20 protein-coding genes and 1 pseudogene are annotated in these 21,705 nt (G+C 75.2%); 18 read left to right on the forward strand and 3 right to left on the reverse strand.

The features are described from left to right. The 3 genes from AB0302_RS04025 (at position 1) to mshC (ending at position 2,476) form a co-directional block, all read left to right on the forward strand. Positions 1-225: a hypothetical protein gene (locus AB0302_RS04025; protein WP_248115527.1), complete on the forward strand. Its 225-nt coding sequence runs from the start codon at positions 1-3 to the stop codon at positions 223-225. 80 nt (positions 226-305) lie between these two features. Further along, positions 306-1,139 carry an undecaprenyl-diphosphate phosphatase gene (locus AB0302_RS04030; RefSeq protein ID WP_366370590.1) on the forward strand — a complete coding sequence of 278 codons (834 nt, stop codon included), beginning with the start codon at positions 306-308 and terminating at the stop codon, positions 1,137-1,139. Positions 1,140-1,192: 53 nt separating this feature from the next. Further along, complete coding sequence (gene mshC / locus AB0302_RS04035) at positions 1,193-2,476, forward strand: cysteine--1-D-myo-inosityl 2-amino-2-deoxy-alpha-D-glucopyranoside ligase (protein WP_366370591.1); 1,284 nt, start codon at positions 1,193-1,195, stop codon at positions 2,474-2,476. 10 nt (positions 2,477-2,486) lie between these two features. Here the strand turns inward: mshC and AB0302_RS04040 are convergent, their stop codons facing one another. Further along, complete coding sequence (locus AB0302_RS04040; RefSeq protein WP_366370592.1) at positions 2,487-3,446, reverse strand: PAC2 family protein; 960 nt, start codon at positions 3,444-3,446, stop codon at positions 2,487-2,489. A 116-nt stretch (positions 3,447-3,562) separates the two neighbouring features. On the opposite strand from AB0302_RS04040, the gene AB0302_RS04045 reads away from it, so the two are divergent. The 7 genes and pseudogenes from AB0302_RS04045 to AB0302_RS04075 all read left to right on the forward strand — a co-directional run bounded on the left by AB0302_RS04045 (position 3,563) and on the right by AB0302_RS04075 (position 10,920). Then, the gene (locus tag AB0302_RS04045) at positions 3,563-4,273 is read left to right on the forward strand and encodes an HAD family phosphatase (protein ID WP_366370593.1); all 711 of its coding nucleotides are present in this window, start codon (positions 3,563-3,565) and stop codon (positions 4,271-4,273) included. Beyond that, on the forward strand, positions 4,270-5,430 hold the full coding sequence (locus AB0302_RS04050) for a site-2 protease family protein (RefSeq protein ID WP_366370594.1): 1,161 nt from the start codon (positions 4,270-4,272) through the stop codon (positions 5,428-5,430). The genes AB0302_RS04045 and AB0302_RS04050 overlap by 4 nt, the downstream gene beginning before the upstream one ends. Beyond that, the gene (locus AB0302_RS04055) at positions 5,427-6,542 is read left to right on the forward strand and encodes a tRNA (adenine-N1)-methyltransferase (protein ID WP_366370595.1); all 1,116 of its coding nucleotides are present in this window, start codon (positions 5,427-5,429) and stop codon (positions 6,540-6,542) included. Before AB0302_RS04050 ends, AB0302_RS04055 begins: the two co-directional genes overlap by 4 nt. Further along, positions 6,539-8,299 (forward strand): proteasome ATPase, encoded by a 1,761-nt coding sequence (gene arc / locus AB0302_RS04060; RefSeq protein ID WP_366370596.1) that lies wholly within the window; start codon positions 6,539-6,541, stop codon positions 8,297-8,299. The genes AB0302_RS04055 and arc overlap by 4 nt, the downstream gene beginning before the upstream one ends. After that, positions 8,296-10,026 carry a depupylase/deamidase Dop gene (gene dop / locus AB0302_RS04065; RefSeq protein WP_366370597.1) on the forward strand — a complete coding sequence of 577 codons (1,731 nt, stop codon included), beginning with the start codon at positions 8,296-8,298 and terminating at the stop codon, positions 10,024-10,026. The genes arc and dop overlap by 4 nt, the downstream gene beginning before the upstream one ends. Before the next feature lie 149 nt (positions 10,027-10,175). Then, positions 10,176-10,472: pseudogene (locus tag AB0302_RS04070) on the forward strand (MBL fold metallo-hydrolase); the annotation flags it as partial. Between the two features lie 103 nt (positions 10,473-10,575). Further along, positions 10,576-10,920, forward strand: coding sequence for an MBL fold metallo-hydrolase (locus tag AB0302_RS04075; protein WP_366370598.1), 345 nt, complete (start codon positions 10,576-10,578; stop codon positions 10,918-10,920). A 12-nt stretch (positions 10,921-10,932) separates the two neighbouring features. On the opposite strand, the gene AB0302_RS04080 is transcribed toward AB0302_RS04075, so the two are convergent. After that, positions 10,933-11,526, reverse strand: a complete 594-nt coding sequence (locus AB0302_RS04080) for a cyclodeaminase/cyclohydrolase family protein (RefSeq protein WP_366370599.1) — start codon at positions 11,524-11,526, stop codon at positions 10,933-10,935. 27 nt (positions 11,527-11,553) lie between these two features. Continuing rightward, positions 11,554-11,994, reverse strand: coding sequence for a pyrimidine dimer DNA glycosylase/endonuclease V (locus AB0302_RS04085; protein WP_248115538.1), 441 nt, complete (start codon positions 11,992-11,994; stop codon positions 11,554-11,556). Positions 11,995-12,104: 110 nt separating this feature from the next. On the opposite strand from AB0302_RS04085, the gene AB0302_RS04090 reads away from it, so the two are divergent. The 8 genes from AB0302_RS04090 (at position 12,105) to AB0302_RS04125 (ending at position 21,702) form a co-directional block, all read left to right on the forward strand. Further along, positions 12,105-12,305, forward strand: a complete 201-nt coding sequence (locus AB0302_RS04090) for a ubiquitin-like protein Pup (RefSeq protein ID WP_248115539.1) — start codon at positions 12,105-12,107, stop codon at positions 12,303-12,305. After that, complete coding sequence (pafA, locus tag AB0302_RS04095; RefSeq protein WP_366370614.1) at positions 12,305-13,720, forward strand: Pup--protein ligase; 1,416 nt, start codon at positions 12,305-12,307, stop codon at positions 13,718-13,720. Before AB0302_RS04090 ends, pafA begins: the two co-directional genes overlap by 1 nt. A 36-nt stretch (positions 13,721-13,756) precedes the next feature. Then, positions 13,757-14,875 (forward strand): FKBP-type peptidyl-prolyl cis-trans isomerase, encoded by a 1,119-nt coding sequence (locus tag AB0302_RS04100; RefSeq protein ID WP_366370600.1) that lies wholly within the window; start codon positions 13,757-13,759, stop codon positions 14,873-14,875. A 31-nt stretch (positions 14,876-14,906) separates the two neighbouring features. Next, a complete protein-coding gene (locus tag AB0302_RS04105) occupies positions 14,907-15,302 on the forward strand; it encodes an FKBP-type peptidyl-prolyl cis-trans isomerase (protein ID WP_319074290.1) in 396 nt (131 codons plus the stop codon). Between the two features lie 15 nt (positions 15,303-15,317). After that, complete coding sequence (locus AB0302_RS04110; protein WP_366370601.1) at positions 15,318-17,426, forward strand: WYL domain-containing protein; 2,109 nt, start codon at positions 15,318-15,320, stop codon at positions 17,424-17,426. Positions 17,427-17,457: 31 nt separating this feature from the next. Then, positions 17,458-17,709 (forward strand): twin-arginine translocase TatA/TatE family subunit, encoded by a 252-nt coding sequence (locus tag AB0302_RS04115; RefSeq protein WP_319074288.1) that lies wholly within the window; start codon positions 17,458-17,460, stop codon positions 17,707-17,709. 21 nt (positions 17,710-17,730) lie between these two features. Then, on the forward strand, positions 17,731-18,594 hold the full coding sequence (gene tatC / locus AB0302_RS04120) for a twin-arginine translocase subunit TatC (protein ID WP_366370602.1): 864 nt from the start codon (positions 17,731-17,733) through the stop codon (positions 18,592-18,594). Positions 18,595-18,693: 99 nt separating this feature from the next. Then, a complete protein-coding gene (locus tag AB0302_RS04125) occupies positions 18,694-21,702 on the forward strand; it encodes a DEAD/DEAH box helicase (RefSeq protein WP_366370603.1) in 3,009 nt (1,002 codons plus the stop codon). The last annotated feature ends 3 nt before the right edge of the window (positions 21,703-21,705 follow it).

Consider the following 21,705-nt stretch of genomic DNA (forward strand, 5'->3'; position numbering starts at 1 on the left):
ATGAGCTCTGACGCCCGCCTGGCCCTGGAGGCCCTGACCACCGCCCTGAACGAACACCTCGTGGCCGCCCAGAACAAGCGCGGCGAGGACGACCCCACCGTGGAGGCGGCCTTCTTCGCGGTGGCGGACGCCTTCGAGAACTACGAGGACGCCCTCTACGCGGACACCGAGGAGGTCACCCCGCTGGACCTCTTCGACGACGACGAGGACGACGACCAGGACTGAGTCCTGGCGGCCCCTCACCGCCGCGAACCCCTGCACCGCCCCGGGAGACCTCCCTGGGCGGTGCAGTACAGTGACCCACCGTGACGTGGATCGAAGCAATCATTCTGGGCCTGGTGCAGGGCCTGACGGAGTTCCTGCCCATCTCCTCCTCGGCGCACATCCGCATCGTGGGGGAGTTCCTGCCCTCGGCGTCGGACCCCGGCGCGGCCTTCACCGCCATCACCCAGCTGGGCACCGAGCTGGCCGTGCTGATCTACTTCTGGAAGGACATCGTCCGGATCATCGGACGATGGTCCGGCTCGCTGACCGGCCGCGTGCCCCGCAGCGACCCGGATGCCCGCATGGGCTGGCTCATCATCCTCGGCTCGCTGCCCATCGCGATCCTCGGACTGCTCCTGGAGAGCTGGATCGACACGGAGTTCCGCTCGCTGTGGATCACCGCCACCATGCTGATCGTGTTCGGCGTGCTGCTGGCGCTGGCCGACCGCCTCGGCCGTCAGTCCACGCCCATCGAGCGGCTCACCGTCAAGGACGGCATCCTCTTCGGCTTCGCCCAGGCGCTCGCCCTCATCCCCGGCGTCTCGCGCTCGGGCGGCACCATCACCGCGGGCCTGGCCATGGGCTACACCCGCGAGGCCGCCACCCGCTACGCGTTCCTGCTGGCCGTCCCGGCCGTGTTCGCCTCCGGCCTCTACAAGCTGTTCTCCGCGCTCACGGAGCCCGGCCAGTCCGGTCCCTACGGCGGCGGGGAGACGCTGGTGGCCACCGTGATCGCGTTCGTGGTGGGCTACTCGGTGATCGCCTGGCTCATGAAGTTCATCTCCACCAATTCGTACATGCCGTTCGTGTGGTACCGCGTGGCCCTCGGCCTTGCCCTCTACGCGATGCTCGGCACCGGGCTGATCTCCGCCTGAGCCGCGCGCCCGCCCCGCGCACCCGCCCGTCGTCGCCGTCCCCGAGGAGCACCGTGAAGTCCTGGAGCACCCCCGCGCCGCCCGCCCTGCCCGCCCAGCCGGACCGACTGCGGGTCCTCGACACGGCCACGCAGGGCCTGCGCCACCCCGGCAACGACGCCGGGCACGCCTCCCTGTACGTGTGCGGCATCACCCCCTACGACGCCACGCACCTGGGCCACGCCACCACCTACGTCGCCTTCGACCTGCTGCAGCGGTACTGGCGCGCGTGCGGGATCGAGGTGGCCTACACGCAGAACGTGACCGACGTGGACGATCCGCTCCTCGAGCGCGCCGACGCCACGGGCGTCGACTGGCGGGACCTCGCCCGTGAGCAGACGGACCTGTTCCGCGCGGACATGGCCGCGCTCAACGTCCTCGCGCCGGACCACTACGTGGGCGCCACCGAGGCGATCGACCTTGTGGTCGACGGCGTGACGGCCCTGCTCGACGCCGGCGTCGCCTACCGCGTTCCCGGGGTCGACGGCGGCCCGGACGGGGACGTGTACTTCGACGTCGAGGCGGCGCAGGCCGCGGGGGGCTGGACGCTGGGCTCCGTGAGCGCGATGACGCGGGCGCAGATGGACGAGGTCTTCCCAGAGCGCGGCGGCGACCCGGCCCGTCCCGGCAAGCGCCATCCCCTCGACCCCCTGCTGTGGCGTGTGCACCGCGCGGGCGAGCCCTCGTGGGAGGCCGGCGCGCTCGGGGCCGGCCGGCCCGGCTGGCACATCGAGTGCTCCGTCATCGCGCGCGCCCACCTGCCCGCCCCGTTCACGGTCCAGGGCGGCGGCTCCGACCTGCGCTTCCCGCACCACGAGTTCTCCGCGGCCCACGCGACGGCGGCGGACGGCCAGCCCCTGGCGCACACCTACGTGCACTCGGGCATGGTGGCCCTCGACGGGCAGAAGATGTCCAAGTCCCTCGGCAACCTCGAGCTCGTCTCTCGACTGCGCGCCCGGGGGGTGGAGCCGGTCGCGATCCGCGCGGCGATCCTCTCGCAGCACTACCGCAGCGACTGGGAGTGGTCCGAGGACCTGCTCTCCGCCGCTCAGGAGCGCGTGGCCGCGTGGCGCGCCGCCCTCGACGGCCCCCACGCCGCGGCCGGGGCGGCGGTGCTGCAGGCCGCCCACGCCGCGCTGTCCGAGGACCTCGACGCGCCCGCCGCGCTCCGCGTGCTCGACGCGTGGGCGGACGGCTCCCTGCCCGGGCTCCGCGACACCGGCGCCGCAGAGGACGCCCCCGCACCCCTCGACGTCGCCACGGTGGCCGACGCGCTCCTGGGCCTGCGCCTGCGTTGAGCCGCCGCGCTCAGCGGCCGTGCCGGCCGCGCAGGTAGCGCTCGAACTCCCGGGCGATCGCCTCGCCGGAGGCCTCCGGCAGCTCCTGGGCGTCCTGCGCCTGCTCGAGCTGGCGCACGTAGGCGGCGACGTCGGGGTCCTCGGCGGCGAGCTCGTCCACGCCGCGCTGCCACGCGTGGGCGTCGTCCTCCAGCTCGTGGGTGGACACGGTGACGTGGAGCAGGTCCTCGACGGCCTCCACGAGGCCCAGCAGCGTCTTGGGGGAGGGCGCCTGGGCCACGTAGTGCGGCACGGCGCCCCACAGCGCGAGGCTCGGCAGCCCGCGGCGGGCCGCCTCGTCGCCGATCACGCCGACGATCCCCGTGGGCCCCTCATAGGTGGGCCGCTCCGCGCCGACGGCCACGCGCACGTCCACGAGCGGAGAGGTCGGGCGCGCCCGGAGCGGGCGCGTGTGGGGCACGTCCGCCAGCAGGGCGCCCAGGGTCACCACGGCGTCCACGCGCTCCCGCGCCGCCCACGCGAACAGCTCGGCCGTGAAGGCCCGCCAGCCCACGTTCGGCTCGACGCCGCTGGCCAGCAGGACGCGCACCCCGTCCGCGGGGGCCTCCTCCTCGGCCACGGGGCGCCCCGCGGCGTCGAGAGACGCGACGTGCAGCCGGATCGCGGGCCACTCCAGGGTGCCGAGCCCGTCGGCGTCGCGCCGCACGTGGGGACGGGTCACCTGGTAGTCGTAGTACTCGCCCTCGCACACGCGTCCCAGCTCAGCGGCGTCCCACTGCTGCCGCAGCGCCTCCAGCGTGCCCGTCGCCGCCTCCCCGGCGTCGTTCCACCCCTGGAACGCCAGGAGCAGGACGGTGGGGGCGCGGCGCCCGGCCTCGAGCTCCTCCACCGTGGCGGTCAGGTGCGTGCGCAGGGCGCCGAGCGCGTCGTCCGGCTGGTCCTCGGCGGGGGCGGCGGGGGATTCGGTCATGACCGTCACCCTACGCACGGGAGCCGAGGGGGGTCACGGTTCGCCGCGCAGCGGCCCGAGGGGCGGCGCACGGCCCGTGCCCGCGGCCCGTCGACGCCCTCCAATAGGATGGACGCATGCCCGACGCCGCCCCCCTGCCTCCCCGCGAGACGCCCGCCGCCGTGCTGTGGGACATGGACGGCACCCTCGTGGACACCGAGCACCTGTGGAACGCCGCCCAGCGCCGCCTCATGGCGGAGCACGGCGGCACGTGGTCGAACGAGCTCGCCGCCTCCCTCGTGGGCCGGCCCCTGGACGTGGGCGCCCGCCACCTGCAGGAGGCCGGGATCCGCCTCGGGGTCCCCGAGATCATCGAGCGGACCATGGCGGAGGTGGCGCGCGGCGTCGTCGAGCGGGTGCCGTGGCGGCCCGGCGCCCTCGAGCTGCTGCGCGAGCAGGCGGCCGCCGGCGTGCCCGGTGCGCTCGTGACCATGTCCCACGCGCCGCTGGCCCGCGTGCTGGCCGAGCGCGCTCCGGGCGGGGCACTGGCCGTGGTGGTCGCCGGCGACCAGGTGACGCGGGGCAAGCCCGATCCCGAGGCCTACGCCCTGGCCCTCGCCCGCCTCGGCGAGCTGCGGCCCGGCCTCGCGGCCGCCGACTGCGTGGCGGTGGAGGACTCGCCCGTGGGCGTGGGAGCGGCCATGGCCGCCGGCCTGCCCACGGTGGGCGTGCCCAGCGTGCTCCCGCTGCCCCCCGGCGCCGCGACCGTGCAGTGGGACACCCTGGCCGGGCGGACGCTCGCCGACCTCGCGGCCGTCCGATCCGCGCGTCCGGGCGGAGCCGGATGACCCGCCGGCCCGGCCTGCCCATCGGCCGCGCGGCGGGCGCCCCGGTCTACCTCTCCTGGACGTGGGCCCTCGTGGCCGCGTTCGTGGTCCTCACCTTCGGGCCGCAGATCCAGCGCGCCCTGCCCCACCTCGGGGCGGGCGCCTACGCGGTGGCCCTCGGCTACGCCGTGCTGCTCGCGCTCTCCGTGCTGGCGCACGAGATCGCCCACGCCGTCGTCGGGCGGGCCTTCGGGGACCGCGCGGAGGAGATCGTGCTCACGCTGTGGGGCGGGCACACCCAGTTCCGCGGCCCGCAGGCCGGGCCGTGGGGGACGGTGGCCACCGCGATGGCCGGGCCCCTGGCCAACCTGGCGGTGGCCGGCCTCGCGTGGCTCGCCGCGCTGACGCTGCCCACGGCCTCCGTGGCCGGGCTCCTCCTGGACATCACCGTGTGGGCCAACCTCCTGCTGGCCGCGTTCAACGCGCTGCCGGGCATGCCCCTGGACGGCGGCCGGCTCGTCGAGTCCGCCGTGTGGGCCTCCACCGGCTCCCGGGACCGCGGCCTCGTGGCGGCGGGCTGGTCCGGGCGCGCGATCGCCCTCCTGCTGGTGGGCGCCGCGGTCGCGGGCCCGCTGCTGCGCGGGCAGCGGTCCGACCTGCTGATGTCCCTCCTGCTCGCGTGGGTGGGCGTGATCCTGTGGCGGGGGGCCGGCGCGTCCGTCGAGCGCGGGCGGTGGGGCGGCCGCCTCGCCGCGCTCACGCTGGCCTCCCTCGAGATCCCCGCGGTGGCCGTCCCCGCCGAGGGCTCGGTGGCGCACGCGCTCCGGATGGCCGACGGCGGCCGCCGCGCCGCCGTCGCCGTGGACGCCACCGGCACGCCCCGCGGCGTGCTCGACCTGACGGCCGTGGTGCACCGCCCGGCCGACGAGCTCGAGCGCACCCCCGTGAGCGCGGCATGCACCGCGCTCGCGCCCGGCGCCGTGGTGCGCCGCGCCGATCTCCCCGCCTCCGGCGCCGACCTCGTGGCCCGCCTCGGCGAGCCCGACCTCCCCGTGCGCGTGCTCACGGACGCCCGCGACGGCGTGGCCTCCGTGCTCCCGCGCGACACCCTCCTGGCCGCCGTCCACGCGACGCGGCACTCCACGGACGACCCCTCTGCGAAGGAGAACCGAGCATGACCGAACCCACCGGCGTGAGCAGTCGACGAGGCCCCCTGCGGGCCGGAGAGCGCGTGCAGATCAAGGACGCCAAGGGCCGCCTGAACACCATCACCCTGCTTCCGGGCGGGGAGTTCCACAGCTACCAGGGCGTGCTGCGGCACGACGAGCTGATCGGCGGCTCCGAGGGCGTGGTGGTGCCGAACTCCGCGGGGCAGGAGTACCAGGTGCTGCGCCCCCTCCTCAACGACTTCGTGCTCTCCATGCCGCGCGGGGCCACCGTGGTCTACCCCAAGGACGCCGGCCAGATCGTGCAGCAGGCGGACATCTTCCCGGGCGCGGTGGTGGTGGAGGCCGGCGTCGGCTCGGGCGCCCTCTCGTGCTCGCTGCTGCGCGCCGTCGGCGACGGCGGCCGGCTCCACTCCTATGAGCGGCGCGAGGAGTTCGCGGACATCGCGCGCGCCAACGTGGAGTCCTTCTTCGGCGCCGAGCACCCCGCGTGGTCGATCCACCTCGGCGACGCCCAGGAGGAGATGCTGCACGTCCACGAGCCCGGCTCGGTGGACCGCGTGGTCCTGGACATGCTCGCCCCGTGGGAGTGCCTCGACGCCGTGGCCACCGTGCTCGCCCCCGGCGGCGTGTGGCTGAACTACGTGGCCACCGCCACCCAGCTCTCCCGCGTGGCCGAGGCCATCCGCGACTCCGGGAAGTTCACCGAGGTGCAGGCCAACGAGACCCTCGTGCGCGGCTGGCACCTGGACGGGCTCGCCGTGCGCCCGGACCACCGCATGGTGGCCCACACGGGCTTCCTCCTCACCGCCCGTCGCCTCGCGACCGGGGAGGAGGCGCTGCTGCTGAAGAAGCGCTCCAAGGTGTCCGAGTTCAAGGCGGTGGACGTCGAGGCGTGGCAGCCCTCGGACGAGTCGCGCTGGACCCCGCAGGCCCTCGGCGAGCGGCCCGTGACGGACAAGAAGGCCCGCAAGGCCGCGAAGGAGGCGCGGCTCATGGCCCGCCGCGCCAAGGAGGCCCAGACCCCGGGCAGCGACCCGGACGCGTTCCCGGACCTGTCCACGGGGCAGATGGCGCCGCCCGCGTCCACGCCGGCGACGGACGCGGGAGGGCCGGAGGCGTGAGCGCGCTCTCCGCGGCCGACGACGGCCGCCGCCTCGCGGAGGCCCAGGAGCTGCTGCGCCAGTCCCAGGCCGAGGCGGAGCGCCTGCGGCACCAGCTGGACTCGGCGCAGCGCCACGCCGCGCAGCTGAGCGAGCGCCGCCGCGCCGCCCAGGCGCAGACCGACGCCGCGGCGCGCAACAACCGCCGCATGGTCGAGCTGCTCGAGGCCACGCGTGCGGAGATCACCACGCTCAAGGAGACCCTGGACGCCACGACGCACGCGCCCTTCACGTTCGCGACCCTCGAGGCCGTGCACGCCCCGCGCCCGCCCCACGCCGGCGTGGAGACCGGCGCGATCGTGCGCGGCGGCGCCGACGTGGTGCAGAACGGCCGCCGCCTGCGCGTCGCCGTCTCCCCGCTCCTGGACCCGGAGAGCCTGACGCCCGGCTCCACCGTGCTGCTCGACGACTCCAGCACCGTGGTGGGCATCGGGCCGACCACGCACGCGGGCCAGCTGCTGCGCGTGAAGGAGGCGCTGCCGGACGGCGGGCTCGTGCTCGCCGGCGCGGCCGACGAGGAGCGCGTCGTCCGGCGCGCCCCCGCGCTCGAGGGCGTCGAGCTGCGCCACGGCGACGCCGTCGCCGTGGACGCCCGCCTCGAGTGGGCCCTGCGCGTGGTGACGCTCTCCGACGTGGACGAGGTCCTGCTCGAGGAGGTGCCGGACACCTCGTTCGAGGACATCGGCGGCCTGGGCCCGCAGATCGAGCGGATCCGCGAGGCCGTGGAGATCCCGTTCCTGCACCCCGACCTCTACCGCGAGCACGGCCTGCGCGCGCCCAAGGGCATCCTGCTCTACGGCCCGCCCGGCACGGGCAAGACCATGCTGGCCAAGGCGGTCGCGCGCGCCCTCTCGGCACGCTCGGCGGACGGTGAGCGCTCCTACTTCCTCAACATCAAGGGCCCCGAGCTGCTGAACAAGTACGTGGGCGAGACCGAGCGGCAGATCCGCGTGATCTTCGACCGCGCCCGCCAGAAGGCGGCGGCGGGCTTCCCCGTGGTCGTGTTCTTCGACGAGATGGAGTCCCTGTTCCGCACGCGCGGCGCGGGCGTCTCCTCGGACGTGGAGACCACGATCGTCCCCCAGCTGCTCGCCGAGATCGACGGCGTGGAGTCCCTGGACAACGTGATCGTGATCGGCGCGTCCAACCGCGAGGACATGATCGACCCCGCCGTCCTGCGTCCCGGACGCCTCGACGTGAAGATCCGCGTCGACCGCCCGGACGCGCGCGGCGCCGTCGACATCATGGCGCGCCACCTCACGGACGACGTGCCGCTGCACCCGGAGGAGACGGCCGCCGCCGGGGACGCGGAGTCCGCCCGCGAGGAGCTCATCTCCACCGCCGTCACGGCCCTCTACGAGCGCGGCCCCCGCACCGCGCTGGCCGAGCTCACGGACGCCTCTGGCGCGGTCACCGTGCTGCACCTGGCGGACCTGGTCTCGGGCGCCGTGGTCGCGGACGTGGTGGACCGCGCCAAGCGCCACGCGGTGCGGGACCTGCTCGCCGCGGACCAGGACCCCTCCGCGCGCGGCCTGCGCGCCGCACACCTGCTCGAGGCCGTCGACGGCGTGCTCGAGGACCAGACCGACCTGCTCTCCACGGCCGCGCCCGCCGAGTGGGCGCGCACCTCTGGCTGGCGGGGCCCGGCGCTGACCCGCCTGAGGATGCTGCGGGGGCCCGGGCGCGGGGCCGGCCCGGCGGGGGAGGCCGGGGCGTGAGCGGGCGGCAGGGACCGGCGGGCCCCTCGACGTCGGCCGCGCCCGCGTTCGCGGGTCAGCGGCGGCTGTTCCCGGCGGACCTGGCGGCGCCCCCGCACCGCCGCGACGCCGCCGGGTGGGGCGTGCACCGCGTGATGGGCACGGAGACCGAGTTCGGCATCCACGCGCCGGCCAACCCCGGTGCGCACCACAGCGTGCTCTCCACCGAGCTGGTCAACGCGTACGCGGACCTGGCGACGCGGACGGGCTCGGCCGTGGCCGGCACGGAGTGGGACTACACGGGCGAATCGCCCCTGGTGGACGCGCGCGGCTGGCGCATGCCCCGCTCCGCCGCCCACCCCTCCCAGCTCACCGACCAGGCGCTCGTGGGCCCGGACGGCGAGCCCGTGCACCTGCTGCTCTCCACCGTGCTCACCAACGGCGCGCGGTGGTACGTGGACCACGCGCACCCCGAGTACTCCTCGCCCGAGACCACCTCGCCGCGCGCGGCCATGGTCTGGGACGCCGCGGGCGACCGGATCGCCCAGGCCGCCGCCGAGCACATCGGTGCCGGGGAGGGCCACCCCGAGGTGCTCGTGTACAAGAACAACGTGGACGGCAAGGGCCGCTCCTACGGCGCCCACGAGAACTACCTCGTGGCCCGGGCCCTGGACTTCGACGAGCTCGCCGCCGTGCTCCTCCCGTTCTTCGCCGCGCGCCAGGTGCTCGTGGGCGCCGGCCGCGTGGGCCTGGGGGAGGCGGGGGAGCAGCCCGGGTTCCAGCTCTCCCAGCGCGCGGACTACTTCGAGGAGCAGGTCGGGCTGGAGACCACCATCCACCGGCCCGTCGTCAACACGCGCGACGAGCCGCACGCCGTCCGCGACGCGTACCGGCGCCTGCACGTGATCATCGGCGACGCGACCCTGAGCCAGCACGCCACGTGGCTGCGGATGGGCATGACCGCCCTCGTGCTCGCGACGGCCGAGGCCGGGACCGCGCCGCGGCTCGTCCTCGACGACCCCGTGGCCGCGCTGCAGACCATCAGCCACGACCCCACGCTGACGGCCACCGTGCCGCTGCGGGAGTGGGCGGGGGACGGGGCCGTCGACGGCGGCGCGTGGGTCCGACACGAGTGGACCGGCCTGCAGATCCTCGGGGCCTATCACCGCGCCGCGGAGGCGCACTGCGCCCGCTTCGGGGTGGACGACGCCGAGACCGCCGCGGTGCTCACCGCGTGGGGCGAGGACCTGAGCGACGCCGCGGCCGACCCGCTCTCCCTGGCCGACCGTGCCGACTGGGCGGCCAAGCTGCGCCTCCTGGAGGGCATGCGCGCCCGCTCCGGCGCCGACTGGTCCGACCCCCGCCTGGCGATGCTCGACCTCCAGTACGCCGACCTGCGCCCGGACAGGTCGCTGCACCGCCGCCTCGTCGCGGCCGGCGCCCTGCGGGTGCTCGCCGACGAGGCCGAGGTGACGGCCGCCGTCGCGGGGCCTCCGCGCAGCACCCGGGCGTGGACCCGCGGCAGCCTGGTGCGCCACCACAGCGCGCAGGTGGTCGGGGCGGCATGGGACTCCGTGCTGCTGCGGCCCGCGGAGGAGGGCCGGCTCCACCGCCTGCGCCTCGCGGAGCCGCTCGTGGGCGCCGCGGACGATCTCCCGGGATGGTGGGAGGACGCGGGATCGGGCGCGGCGCGCCTGCCCACCCCGGACGAGCTGGTCACGACGCTGGTGCCGCTCTTCGGGGAGTGAAGGACGCGCGGCCGCCCGTCACCGATTGACCCGACGGGGCGCCGCGAACACGCTGGAGTGCGTCCCGTCCCGTCCCGGGCGGACGGGCGACGGAGGTTCGCCGTCCGCCGCCGCACCGCCCCGGACCACCCGCGCCTCAGGAGGCCCCCATGTTCATCCCCCGCGTCGCCGACGGCGTGCACCTGCTCACCCACGCGAACGTCAACCTCTACCTCCTCGAGGACGAGGACGGGGTCACCGTGGTCGACGCCGGGCTGCCCAGCATGTGGCCCATGCTCCAGGACGCGCTCGAACAGCTCGGGCGCCGACCGGACGAGGTCCGGGCGCTCGTGCTCACCCACGGGCACTTCGACCACGTCGGCTTCGCCCGCCGCGCGCAGCGCGCCTGGGGGCTGCCCGTGCTGGTGCACGAGGGGGACCGGCGCCTGGCCGCCCACCCGTACCGCTACAAGCCCCAGAGCAGCCGCGTCCTCTACCCGCTCCTGCATCCCCGGTCCCTGCCGCTGATCGGCGGCATGGCGCTGGCCGGGGCCCTCCAGGTCCGGGGGGGTGAAGGAGACCCGGACCCTCGCGGCCGGCGCCCCGGCCCCCGTGCCCGGGCGGCCGCACGTGATCCACACCCCCGGCCACACGGACGGCCACGTGATCCTGCACCTGCCCGACCGGGACGCCGTCATCAGTGCCGACGCCCTCGTGACACTGGACCCGTACACCGGGCGCACCGGACCGCAGATCGTCGCCTCGGCGGCCACGAAGGACACCGCCCAGGCGATGGCCTCCCTCGACGCGATCGCCTCCACGGGGGCGCGCACGGTACTGCCCGGCCACGGCGGCCCGTGGCAGGGCGGGGCGGAGGCGGCCGTCGCCCACGCCCGCCGGGTCGGCGAGCACTGAGCCGCACCCGGCTCAGCCCGCGATCGACTCCCGGACCCGCGCCAGCATCGCGTCGGCGCGCTCGGTGAGCCGGTCCGCCCGGTCGATCTCGGCGCGCAGCTCGTCCGCGAGCGTCTCGTCCTTCAACGGGGACAGGTCCGTCAGCAGGGTGACCACCGCGGCGGTGAGCCCGGCGCGGGCGCACCCCAGCGCGGTGCCGACGTCGGAGAGGACGTGGGGGTTCGCGTCCGCGAGGACGCGCTCGGCGAGGTCGAGCGCGGCCGCGACGGCGTCGACGATGTCCCGCGGGGGACGGACGGCCTCGGCGAGCGCGTCCTGGACGGCGGCCGAGCGGTGCTCCTTCTGCTCGGGCGTGTCCTGGGGGAGCCCGTAGGCGTCGGCGACGGCCGCGAAGCCGCGCTCGTCCGCGTCCGAGAGGCGCAGGCAGGCGCCGATGACCTTCTCGCCCTCCGCCGCGAGATCCTCCCGCTCGGAGAAGCGGGCGGCCATGCAGATCAGTCCGACGCCCTCGGCGACGGCGAGCGCCCCGGTGGCGCCGCCGCCGGGGGTGGGCTCCCCGGAGGCCAGGCGGGTCAGGTAGTCCTCGATGCTCTCGTGGCGGATCATGCGGACATCCTCCCAGCCCGAGGGCGTTCAGCCCAGGGGTCGCTCCCACCCCTCGAGGGGGCCCGGGCGGACCGTGAAGAGCGGGTGGACGTCGGGGACCGCCACGTCCTCCCAGCGGGCGAGCCACTCGGGGCTGCGGGCGGCGAGCTTGGCCCGCAGGTGCTCCCACTCGTAGTCCCGCTGGCCGGCGGTCACGGGGACGGGCTCCACGGCGTCCGTCCCCGGATGGTCGATCCGGGAGCGGTCGAAGCGGTAGCCGCGCGCGGTGGCCTCGTCCGCGAGGCCGGTGAGATACGCCCCGACGGCGCGGTGCGGGTCGGGATGCGCGCGGAACCGCTCGAGCTGGGGATGGTGCTGGTAGCCCTTCGTCCGTCCGGCCAGCACGGCCTGGGCGAGAAGGGCCTCGCGCCAGCCTCCGGTGAGGCCCTGGCGGTCCAGGTATTTCGGGTGGGGCGTCCACAGTCGCATGGGGACATCCTGGCACCGGCCGCCGTCGCGCCCCACCGCCCCGCGGCGTAGGGTCGAGGGCGACGCCCGATCGCAGGCGCCCCCGCACCGCCGCAGAAGGAGCACCGACCATGGCCCAGGACAAGGCCCAGCACCAGACCGGCCCCCGCCCCGCCGGCGACGACGACGCGGCCGCCTCGGCCGGCCAGGCGCAGGCCCGCCCCGCGTCCCAGGACGCCGGCCTGGACAGCCTCCTCGACGAGATCGACGCCGTCCTCGAGTCCAACGCCGAGGAGTTCGTCAAGGGCTTCGTCCAGAAGGGCGGCCAGTGATCGGCGTCGCTCCCGCGGACGCGGAGCGCTCCCGCCGCATCTTCGGCCTCGAGACCGAGTACGGCGTGCAGCACTGGAACCCCGGCGCCCGGCCCCTGAGCGCGGAGGAGGTGGTCCGCTACCTCTTCCGCCCCGTGGTGGAGTGGGGCCGGTCCTCGAACGTCTTCGTCCGCAACGGCTCCCGCCTCTACCTCGACGTCGGCTCGCACCCCGAGTACGCCACCGCGGAGTGCTCCACGCTCGAGGAGCTGATCGCCTCCGACGCCGCGGGTGACCTGATCCTCCAGGACCTCATTGCCCAGGCTGAAGACCACATGGCCGCCGACGGCATCGGCGGGCGCATCTACCTGTACCGCAACAACGCCGACTCCTCGGGCAGCTCCTACGGCAGCCACGAGAACTACCTGCTCCGCCGGCGCACCGAGTACCGCCGCCTCACCGAGGCGCTCGTGCCCTTCCTCGTCTCCCGCCAGATCCTGGTGGGCGCCGGCCGTGTGGTCCCCGCCGGCACGTGGCCGGAGGGCTCGGGCACGGCGCACTTCGCCTTCTCCCAGCGTGCCGACTTCGTGCAGGACGGCGTGTCCTCCTCCACCACGCGGTCCCGGCCGATCATCAACACGCGGGACGAGCCGCACGCGGACGCCTCCGAGTACCGGCGCCTCCACGTGATCGTGGGGGACACGAACCTCTCCGAGCACACCCACCTGCTGCGCTTCGGCGCCACCGACCTGCTGCTGCGGATGATCGAGGCGGGCTTCCCGCTCGGGGACCGGGTCGTCGCCAGCCCCACCCGCGCGGTCCGGCAGATCTCACACGACCTCACGGGCACCGCGCGCATCGCTCTGCGCGAGGGCGACGCCTCGGCCCTCGAGCTGCAGGAGCACTACCTCGAGCGGGCCCGCGCGTTCGTCGCCGTGGAGGGCGCCCACCACGACCGGGTGGGGGAGATCCTCACCCTGTGGGGCGAGGTGCTCGACGCCGTCCGCACCGGTGACCGGTCCCGCATCGAGGATCGCATCGACTGGGCGATCAAGCTGCGCCTGCTGGAGGACTACCGGGCCCGCCACGACCTGGGCTGGGAGGCGCCCCGCCTCGCCCAGCTGGACCTGGCCTTCCACGACATCGACCCCGACCGGGGGCTGTTCCGCCTGCTGCTCCGGCGCGGCGCCGTCGCCCGCCTGCTGCCCGAGGACGCCGTCCGGTCCGCCGTCGAGACCGCCCCGCCCACCACCCGGGCCCGCGTGCGCGCGGACTTCGTGGCCCGCGCCCGGGAGCGCGGCCTGGACTACGCCGTCGACTGGACGACCCTGAAGCTCACCGACCACCCGCTGCACGCCATCTCGGCGAAGGACCCGTTCGAGACCTCCTCGGCCGCGGTCGACCGGCTCTTCGAGCGGGTGGGGGCGGCGGGCTGACCGGATTCCCCAGCCACCGCCGCTAGGGTGGCCCGCATGACCACCCACGAGAACCCCATCCCGGGCGCGTCCCGTCGTCGGCGTCCGCTGACCCTGCTGTCCCTCGGCCTCGCCTCCCTCCTGCTCGCCACAGGGTGTGCCGGCGGGCAGGACGCCGGCGAGGAGCCCGAGCCCTCGGCGCAGTCCTCGCAGAGCACCACGCAGCAGGCAGGCGAGTCCGAGGCGCCGCGCAAGGCCGCCGGCGAGGGCCAGGGCGAGCCCGGCGCGCTCGAGGGCGTGCACGTCACCGAGGCGGAGAACGGCGAGCCCGAGGTGAGGATCGAGACGCCGATCGAGACCGACCAGCCGAGCACGCGGGTCCTCACGGCCGGCGAGGGCGAGATGGCCCGGTCGGGCGACGTCGTGAAGTTCTCCACGGTGATCGTGGACCCGGACACGGGCGAGGTGGAGGCCGAGAACTTCTCCTCGGAGCCACAGACCACGCCGCTGGACGACCGGGTCCAGCAGATGTTCCCCGAGATGTTCGAGCTGTTCGCCACCAACGGCGTGGGCAGCGTCGTCGCGGCCTACTCGCCCGAGCGTCAGGAGCCCACCGGCCCGGCCCCGTCCGCGTCCTCATCCGCGTCCTCCTCCCCGTCCGCCTCGCCCTCCACGACCACGGTGCCGGCGCAGCTGTTCGTCTACCGCATCGACGCGATCGTGCCGCGCACGGCCCAGGGGGCCGAGGTCACGGAGCGCGACGATCGCCTGCCCGAGGTCAGCGTGGGCGAGGACGGCACGCCCACGATCGCCAAGCCCGAGGGCAGCCCTCCGGCGGAGATGGTGGTCCAGCCCCTCATCCAGGGCGAGGGCGCCGAGGTCGGGGAGGACGACACGGTCACCGTGCAGTACAGCGGCGTGACGTGGTCCGACGGGGAGACCTTCGACTCCTCGTGGGAGAGTGGCGCGTCGGCCACGTTCAGCCTCAACGGCGTGATCCCGGGTTGGAAGGAGGGCCTGGCCGGGCAGAAGGTCGGCTCGCGCGTCCTGCTGTCCATCCCTGCGGACAAGGCCTACGGTGAGCAGGGCAGTCCGCCGAAGATCGGCCCGAACGAGCCGCTGCTCTTCGTGGTGGACATCCTCGACGCCCAGGCTCCGGCCGCCCCGCAGAACTGACCCCCCCATCCCCGACCCCAAGGAGAACGCCGTGTCCTTCGGCCAGCGTGACTACGACCGCGACCGCCCCGAGATCGAGTTCCCGGGCGACACCCCGCCCACCGAGCTCGTGGTGGAGGACCTCATCCCCGGCTCCGGCCCCGCGGTGGAGCGCGGATCCCGCGCCCAGGTGCACTACGTGGGCGTCTCGTGGTCCACGGGCGAGGAGTTCGACGCCTCGTGGAACCGCGGCACTCCGCTGCCGCTGACCGTGGGCGTCGGCCAGGTCATCGCCGGGTGGGACCAGGGCCTGCTCGGCATGCAGGTGGGCGGTCGCCGTCGCCTCGAGATCCCGCCGCACCTGGCCTACGGGTCCCAGGGGGCCGGGGGCGCCATCGGCCCGGACGAGACCCTCATCTTCGTGTGCGACCTGGTCTCGATCGACTGACCCGACCCTGACGCCGTGGCCGCCTCCCTCGCCCGCCGCTCCACCGCCGAGCCCGCCGAGCGGATCATCTCCCTGCTGTGGCTGCTCCTCCACGAGCCCCGCGGCTACACGCGGGAGCAGATCCGTCGCCTCGTGGTCGGCTACGAGGACCTGGGCGAGGGGGCGTTCGCCAAGCTGTTCCAGCGGGACCGCCGCGTGCTGCGCGCCGTGGGGGTCCCGCTGCTGCGTGCCGCCCGGGCCGACGACGGCGGCGAGGACGCGGAGGAGGGATCGCGGTACCGCGTGGACCGCGAGGCGCTCCTGCTGCGCGACCTCGACCTGACGGTGGACGAGCGCCGGGCGCTCGTGCGGGCCCGCCGGCTGTGGGCGGACTCCCCGCTGCGCGCGGACGTGGTGCGCGCCGTCGGGCTGCTCTTCCATCCGGCCGACCTGGCCGACGACGACGCCCTCGCCGGCTACCACACCGTGATGCCGCGGTCGGATCCGCGGCTCGAGGTGCTCACCGAGGCCGCGGCCGAGCAGAGCACGGTGCGCTTCGCGTACCGCGACGCCGCGGGGGCGCTGCGCGAGCGGACCGTGCGCGTCTGGTTCCTCACCCTCGTGCGGGGGCGCTGGTACGCCACCGGATGGGACCTGGACCGCGGCGCCGAGCGCAGCTTCCGCCTCACCCGCATGGAGACCGATCCGGTGCTCGCCGAGCACGCCCCCGAGGCCCCCGCGCGTCCCGAGGGCTATGACGCCGCCGGCCTGCGCGTGCGCCTGGCCGGGCAGGCCGACGCCGAGCGCGTGCGGGTGTGGCTCGCGCCGGGACGCGGCCAGGCGGTGCGGGTGGCCGGGCGCGCCGTGGACCCGCGGGCGGACGACGGCCCCCCGCCGGCGGAGGGGTGGGAGCTGTGGGAGGCCGCCGGCGGAGCTCGTGAGGACGGGCTCGGCGCCGAGGTGGCCGCCCTCCTGGGGGAGGCCCTCTTCTCCCCGGCCCATGCGGGCCTCGTCCACCGTCTCGCCGAGGGCCTCGAGGCCGCCGCCGCCGTGCACGCCCCAGAGCCGGATCCCGCGTGGGAGTCCCTGTCGCTGGCCCCGCCCGTGCGCCGCCGCGCCCGACACTCGAGCGAGGACCTCGTGGGCCGGCTCCTGGACATCGTGGGGCTGGCCAACCGCGCCGGAGGCGTGGAGCGTGCCGAGCTGCTGGACCGCCTCGGCGTCACGTCCCGGGAGCTGGACCGCGACCTCGAGCTCCTCGCGTACTGCGGCATGCCCGAGCGCGAGTTCCCCGGCTTCCAGTTCGACGTGGAGGAGGAGGGCGGCCGGATCCGCGTCCACCAGGCGGCCGAGCTCGCCGCCCCGGTGCGGCTCACCCTGCCGGAGGCGCACACCCTCGTGGCCACCCTCCAGACCGTGGCGGACATGACCGTGCTGCCCGCCGCGGACCGGGAGGCCGCCCGCTCGGCGCAGCGCCGGATCCGCGAGCGGCTGATCGCCGCGGGGGAGCCGCTGGCCGAGGACTCGGAGAGCGCCGCCCTCCTCGACGCCCCCGCGCCGGGCGCGGCGGGCCCGGCCGCCGTCGTCGCGCACTGGGACGTGGCGGTGGACCCGGAGACGGTGCGCACGCTCCTGGACGCGATCGCGGAGCACCGCGTGCTGCGGCTGCGCTACCACGCGGTGCGCTCGGACACCCAGTCCGAGCGGGACGTGGAGCCGCTCGCCGTGGTCCAGGACCGCACCCGGCTCTACCTGCACGCGTGGTGCCGCGAGGCCGGCGACCACCGGGTCTTCCGCGTGGACCGCGTGAGCGAGATCCGGGAGACCGGCGAGAGGTTCCGGCCCCGCCCGCGCCCCGCTGCCTCCCACGCTCCCGCCGACGCCGGCGACGAGGGGCTCGTCGCGGTGGTGCGGTGGTCCCACCGCGTGCGCGACGCCGCGGACGGCTACCACCCCCTCGCGCAGGCCCACCTGCCCGGAGGGGACCGTGTCACCCGGCTCGCGCTGACCGGCGCGGACGTCGCCGCGGCGCTCGTGGCCCGGCACGCCGGCGACGTCGAGGTGCTCGCCCCGGCGGCGCTGCGCGCGGAGGTCGCGGAGCGGGCCGGGAGGGCCGCTCGACGGGCCCGCACCGGGGTAGCCTAGGCGCAGGAACCGATCGAAAGGACCCTCCACCATGGCCGGACTCCAGGGATGGCAGCTCGTCATCATCATCCTGATCGCGCTGCTGCTGTTCGCCGCGCCCAAGCTCCCCACGATGGCCCGCAACCTGGGCCAGTCCATGCGCATCTTCTCCTCCGAGGTGAAGCAGATGCGCACCGAGGGCAAGGAGGAGAAGCCGAGCAACGGCTCCACCGCCGCGGACGCCACGGAGCCGGTCGAGGGCCGCGTCGTGGACCCGGACCCCCGCCCGCGCGACGACCGCTGATCCGCGAGAGGCACCGCATCCATGACCTCCGTCGAGGGTGAGGAGCGCACCGCCGGGCGGCGCCGCACGAAGGCCCGGAAGCAGAAGAACCCCCACGGGGAGATGCCCCTGCGCGAGCACCTCACGGAGCTGCGCAACCGCATCCTGATCTCGGCCGTGGCCATCGCGCTCGGCTCCATCGTGGGATTCCTCCTCTACGAGCCGATCTTCACCGCGCTGGTGGCCCCCGTGGTCGAGGCCGGCAAGGGCCGGCTCTCCGCCGTGACCTTCGACTCCGTGGGTGCGCCGTTCGACATCATGCTCCAGGTGTCGATGTTCATCGGGCTGCTCGTCTCGAGCCCGGTGTGGCTCTACCAGATCTGGGCGTTCGTGATGCCGGGCCTGAAGAAGAACGAGAAGCGCTACGCGCTCGGGTTCCTCGGCGTCGCCATCCCGCTGTTCCTCGCCGGCGTCGGCCTGGGCTGGCTCGTGATGCCCCAGGCCGTGCAGTTCTTCATCCAGTTCTCGCCGGCCAACATGCCCAACCTGATCCCCGCCCAGTCGTACATCCCGTTCGTGCTGCGCCTGTTCCTGGCCTTCGGGGCCTCCCTGGTGCTGCCGGTGTTCCTGGTCGGGCTGAACATGATCGGCGTGCTCCCCGGGCGCACCATCGTCCAGCACTGGCGCATCACCGTGTTCGGCGTGGCCCTGATCGCCGCGCTGGCCGCCCCCGGCAGCGACGCCGTCTCGATGTTCTACCTCGCGGTCCCGCTGGTGCTGCTCTTCGGCGCCTCCATCGTGCTCTGCCTTCTGAACGACCGGCGTCGCGCGCGTCGCGCCGGCCACCGCGAGCAGGACGTCGAGGCGGAGATCGCCGCCGGCCCCCGCCCGCTCGACGAGATCTGACCCCGGCCCCGCAGGGTCGACCGGCGCCCGTCTCCGCCCACGGCGGAGACGGGCGCCGCGCTTCCTCTGCCGCCAGAACCGGCCGCTAGGGTGGCGGTCATGGTCCCCGTCATCCCGAACGAGCCGAGGGGCGATGACGCCCTGCCCCACGACGAGCCGCAGCTCAGCCCGGCCGAGCGCTACGCCCGCGCCCGGGCGTCCCGCACCCACGCCGGATCCCAGCTCGGCCTGTTCGCCGCGGGCCTGGGCTTCCCCCTGGACGACTTCCAGGTGCGTGCGTGCGGCGAGGTGGAGGACGGCCACGGCGTGCTCGTGGCGGCGCCCACCGGAGCGGGCAAGACGGTGGTCGGGGAGTTCGCCGTCCACCTCGCCCTGGCCCGGGGGACCAAGGCGTTCTACACCACGCCCATCAAGGCGCTGAGCAACCAGAAGTACACGGACCTGGTGCGCGCCCACGGCGCCGAGCGGGTGGGCCTGCTCACCGGTGACACCTCCATCAACCCGGACGCGCAGGTCGTGGTGATGACCACGGAGGTGCTGCGCAACATGCTCTACGCGGACTCCGACGCCCTCACCGACCTCGGGTTCGTGGTGATGGACGAGGTGCACTACCTCGCGGACCGCTTCCGCGGCCCCGTGTGGGAGGAGGTGATCATCCACCTGCCCGAGCACGTGCAGCTGATCTCCCTCTCCGCCACCGTGTCCAACGCGGAGGAGTTCGGCGCGTGGCTGGACACCGTGCGCGGCGCCACCACCGTCGTCGTCTCCGAGCACCGCCCCGTGCCCCTGTGGCAGCACGTCATGGCGGGCAGCCACCTCTACGACCTCTTCGCGGAGGACGTCGCGTTCGAGGACACCGCGGACCGGGACGGCGCCGCCCTGCTCAACCCCGAGCTCAAGCGCCTGGCCGTCGAGGCCGAGCGCGGGGCGCAGCGCCCCGACTGGGGCCGGCCCGGCCGCCGCCAGGACAAGGGCGGCCGCGGCGGCGGGCCCAAGGGCCGCACCAGGGGCGGCCGCGGCGGTCGGGACGATCGTCCTGACCGTTCCGGCCGTCCGGCGGCGTCGGGCTGGGACCGGGACCGGGGCGCCGCCGCGCGCACCGGCCACGGCGAGGACGCCCCGCGCCGCCGCAGCATGACCACCTCCCGCCCGGAGATGATCCGCGTGCTGGACCGCGAGGGCCTGCTGCCCTGCATCACCTTCATCTTCTCGCGAGCCGGGTGCGACGGCGCCGTGGAGCAGTGCCTGCGCGCAGGGCTGGACCTCACCACGCCGCGCGAGAAGGCCCTCGTCGCCGAGCGCGTCGAGGAGGTCGCGCGCCTCCTGCCGCCCGAGGACCTCGAGGTGCTCGGCTTCTGGGCGTGGCGCGACAGCCTCTCCCGGGGCTTCGCCGCCCACCACGCCGGCATGCTGCCCCCGTTCAAGGAGGCCGTGGAGGACCTGTTCGCCGGCGGCGCCCTGAAGGCCGTCTTCGCCACGGAGACCCTGGCGCTCGGCATCAACATGCCCGCCCGCTCCGTGGTGATCGAGAAGCTCGTGAAGTTCAACGGCGAGTCCCACGTGGACATCACGGCGGGGGAGTACACCCAGCTCACGGGCCGCGCCGGCCGCCGCGGGATCGACGTGGAGGGCCACGCCGTGGTGATGTGGCGTCCCGGCCTGGACCCGGCCGCCGTCGCCGGCCTGGCCTCGCGCCGCACCTATCCGCTGCGCTCCTCGTTCCGCCCCACCTACAACATGTCGGTGAACCTGCTGTCCCAGGTGGGCGCGGACCGTGCCCGCGGCATCCTCGAGTCCTCGTTCGCACAGTTCCAGGCGGACCGCTCCGTGGTGGGCCTGGCGCGCGAGGTCCGGTCCAAGGAGAGCAGCCTCGAGAAGTACGCCGCGGCCATGGAGTGCCACCTGGGGGACGTCGGCGAGTACCTCGGGCTGCGCAAGGAGCTCGCCTCCGTGCAGAAGTCCGGCTCGCAGGGGCGCCGGCGCGCCCAGATCGCGGCGGTGAAGGAGTCGCTGTCGGACCTCGCGCCCGGCGACGTCATCCAGCTCGACGACGGGCGCCAGCTCGGCCGCGCCGTCGTGGTCCTCCCCGCGGGCAACCCGCAGAACCCGCGCGTGGGCGTCGTGACGGACAAGGCGCAGCTGCGCCGCATCACGGTCGACGACGTCACGGGCCCCGTGGACCCGATCGCGGGAGCCGTCCTGCCGCAGCTGCTGCAGGTGAAGACCCCCGCGCAGCGCAAGGACATCGCCGCCGCGATGCGGGAGGCCGTGCGGACCCACCGCCCGCCCACGGGGGGACGACGCCGCTCCACGGGCTTCCGCCTGCAGGAGGACACCGTGGCCCCCCGCGCCGAGGAGCTGCGCCGCGCCCTCGAGCGCCACCCGTGCCACGGGTGCCAGGACCGGGAGGAGCACCTGCGCTGGGGCGAGCGCTGGTGGGGGATGAAGCGTGAGCTCTCGGTGCTGCGCGAGCGGATCGCGGGTCGCACCAACACGATCGCCCGCACGTTCGATCGCGTGGTGGGCCTGCTGAACTCCTACGGCTACGTCCGCGACGACGTCGCCGACCCGGCCGACGCCCTCACCGACAAGGGCCAGACCCTGCGGCGCATCTACGGCGAGCGCGACCTCTTCGCCTCGCTCGTGCTGCACGACCCGGCGACGGCCTCGCTGACGCCCGAGGAGTGGGCGTGCGTGGCGGCGCTGCTCGTGTACCAGGGCAAGGGCGAGACCCGCGGCGTGGTGCCGATGCCCACGGCGCGGCTGGCCCGCGTGGCGGAGGCCGCGGAGGCGATCGAGGCGGACCTCGCCGCCGCCGAGCAGGCCGCCCGCCTGGACCCGACCCCGCCCACCGATCCCGGGCTCGTGGGGCCGGTGCACCGCTGGGTGCGCGGCAAGTCCCTGCGGGACACCCTGCAGGGCGCGGACCTCGCGGCGGGCGACTTCGTGCGCTGGGCCCGCCAGGTGATCGACGTGCTCGACCAGCTGGCCCAGGTGCCCGGCGACGCGCACCGCTCCCGGGCGTGCCGACGCGCGGCGGGCCTGGTGGCCCGCGGAGTGGTGGCCACCTCCCTTCCCGGCGCCGCCCAGCCCGGGGCGCTAGGGTGAGCC

Origin of the sequence: Micrococcus sp. NPDC078436 (assembly GCF_040702705.1) — a bacterium.
In the GTDB taxonomy this organism is placed as follows: domain Bacteria; phylum Actinomycetota; class Actinomycetes; order Actinomycetales; family Micrococcaceae; genus Micrococcus.

Coding starts and splice junctions, on each gene's coding strand:
- AB0302_RS04040 (WP_366370592.1), bottom strand. CDS start 3,446: ATGACCGAATCCCCCGCCGCCCCCGCCGAGGACCAGCCGGACGACGCG.
- AB0302_RS04045 (WP_366370593.1), top strand. CDS start 3,563: ATGCCCGACGCCGCCCCCCTGCCTCCCCGCGAGACGCCCGCCGCCGTG.
- AB0302_RS04115 (WP_319074288.1), top strand. CDS start 17,458: ATGGCCGGACTCCAGGGATGGCAGCTCGTCATCATCATCCTGATCGCG.
- AB0302_RS04050 (WP_366370594.1), top strand. CDS start 4,270: ATGACCCGCCGGCCCGGCCTGCCCATCGGCCGCGCGGCGGGCGCCCCG.
- AB0302_RS04055 (WP_366370595.1), top strand. CDS start 5,427: ATGACCGAACCCACCGGCGTGAGCAGTCGACGAGGCCCCCTGCGGGCC.
- tatC (WP_366370602.1), top strand. CDS start 17,731: ATGACCTCCGTCGAGGGTGAGGAGCGCACCGCCGGGCGGCGCCGCACG.
- AB0302_RS04080 (WP_366370599.1), bottom strand. CDS start 11,526: ATGATCCGCCACGAGAGCATCGAGGACTACCTGACCCGCCTGGCCTCC.
- AB0302_RS04025 (WP_248115527.1), top strand. CDS start 1: ATGAGCTCTGACGCCCGCCTGGCCCTGGAGGCCCTGACCACCGCCCTG.
- AB0302_RS04090 (WP_248115539.1), top strand. CDS start 12,105: ATGGCCCAGGACAAGGCCCAGCACCAGACCGGCCCCCGCCCCGCCGGC.
- AB0302_RS04125 (WP_366370603.1), top strand. CDS start 18,694: ATGGTCCCCGTCATCCCGAACGAGCCGAGGGGCGATGACGCCCTGCCC.
- AB0302_RS04100 (WP_366370600.1), top strand. CDS start 13,757: ATGACCACCCACGAGAACCCCATCCCGGGCGCGTCCCGTCGTCGGCGT.
- AB0302_RS04085 (WP_248115538.1), bottom strand. CDS start 11,994: ATGCGACTGTGGACGCCCCACCCGAAATACCTGGACCGCCAGGGCCTC.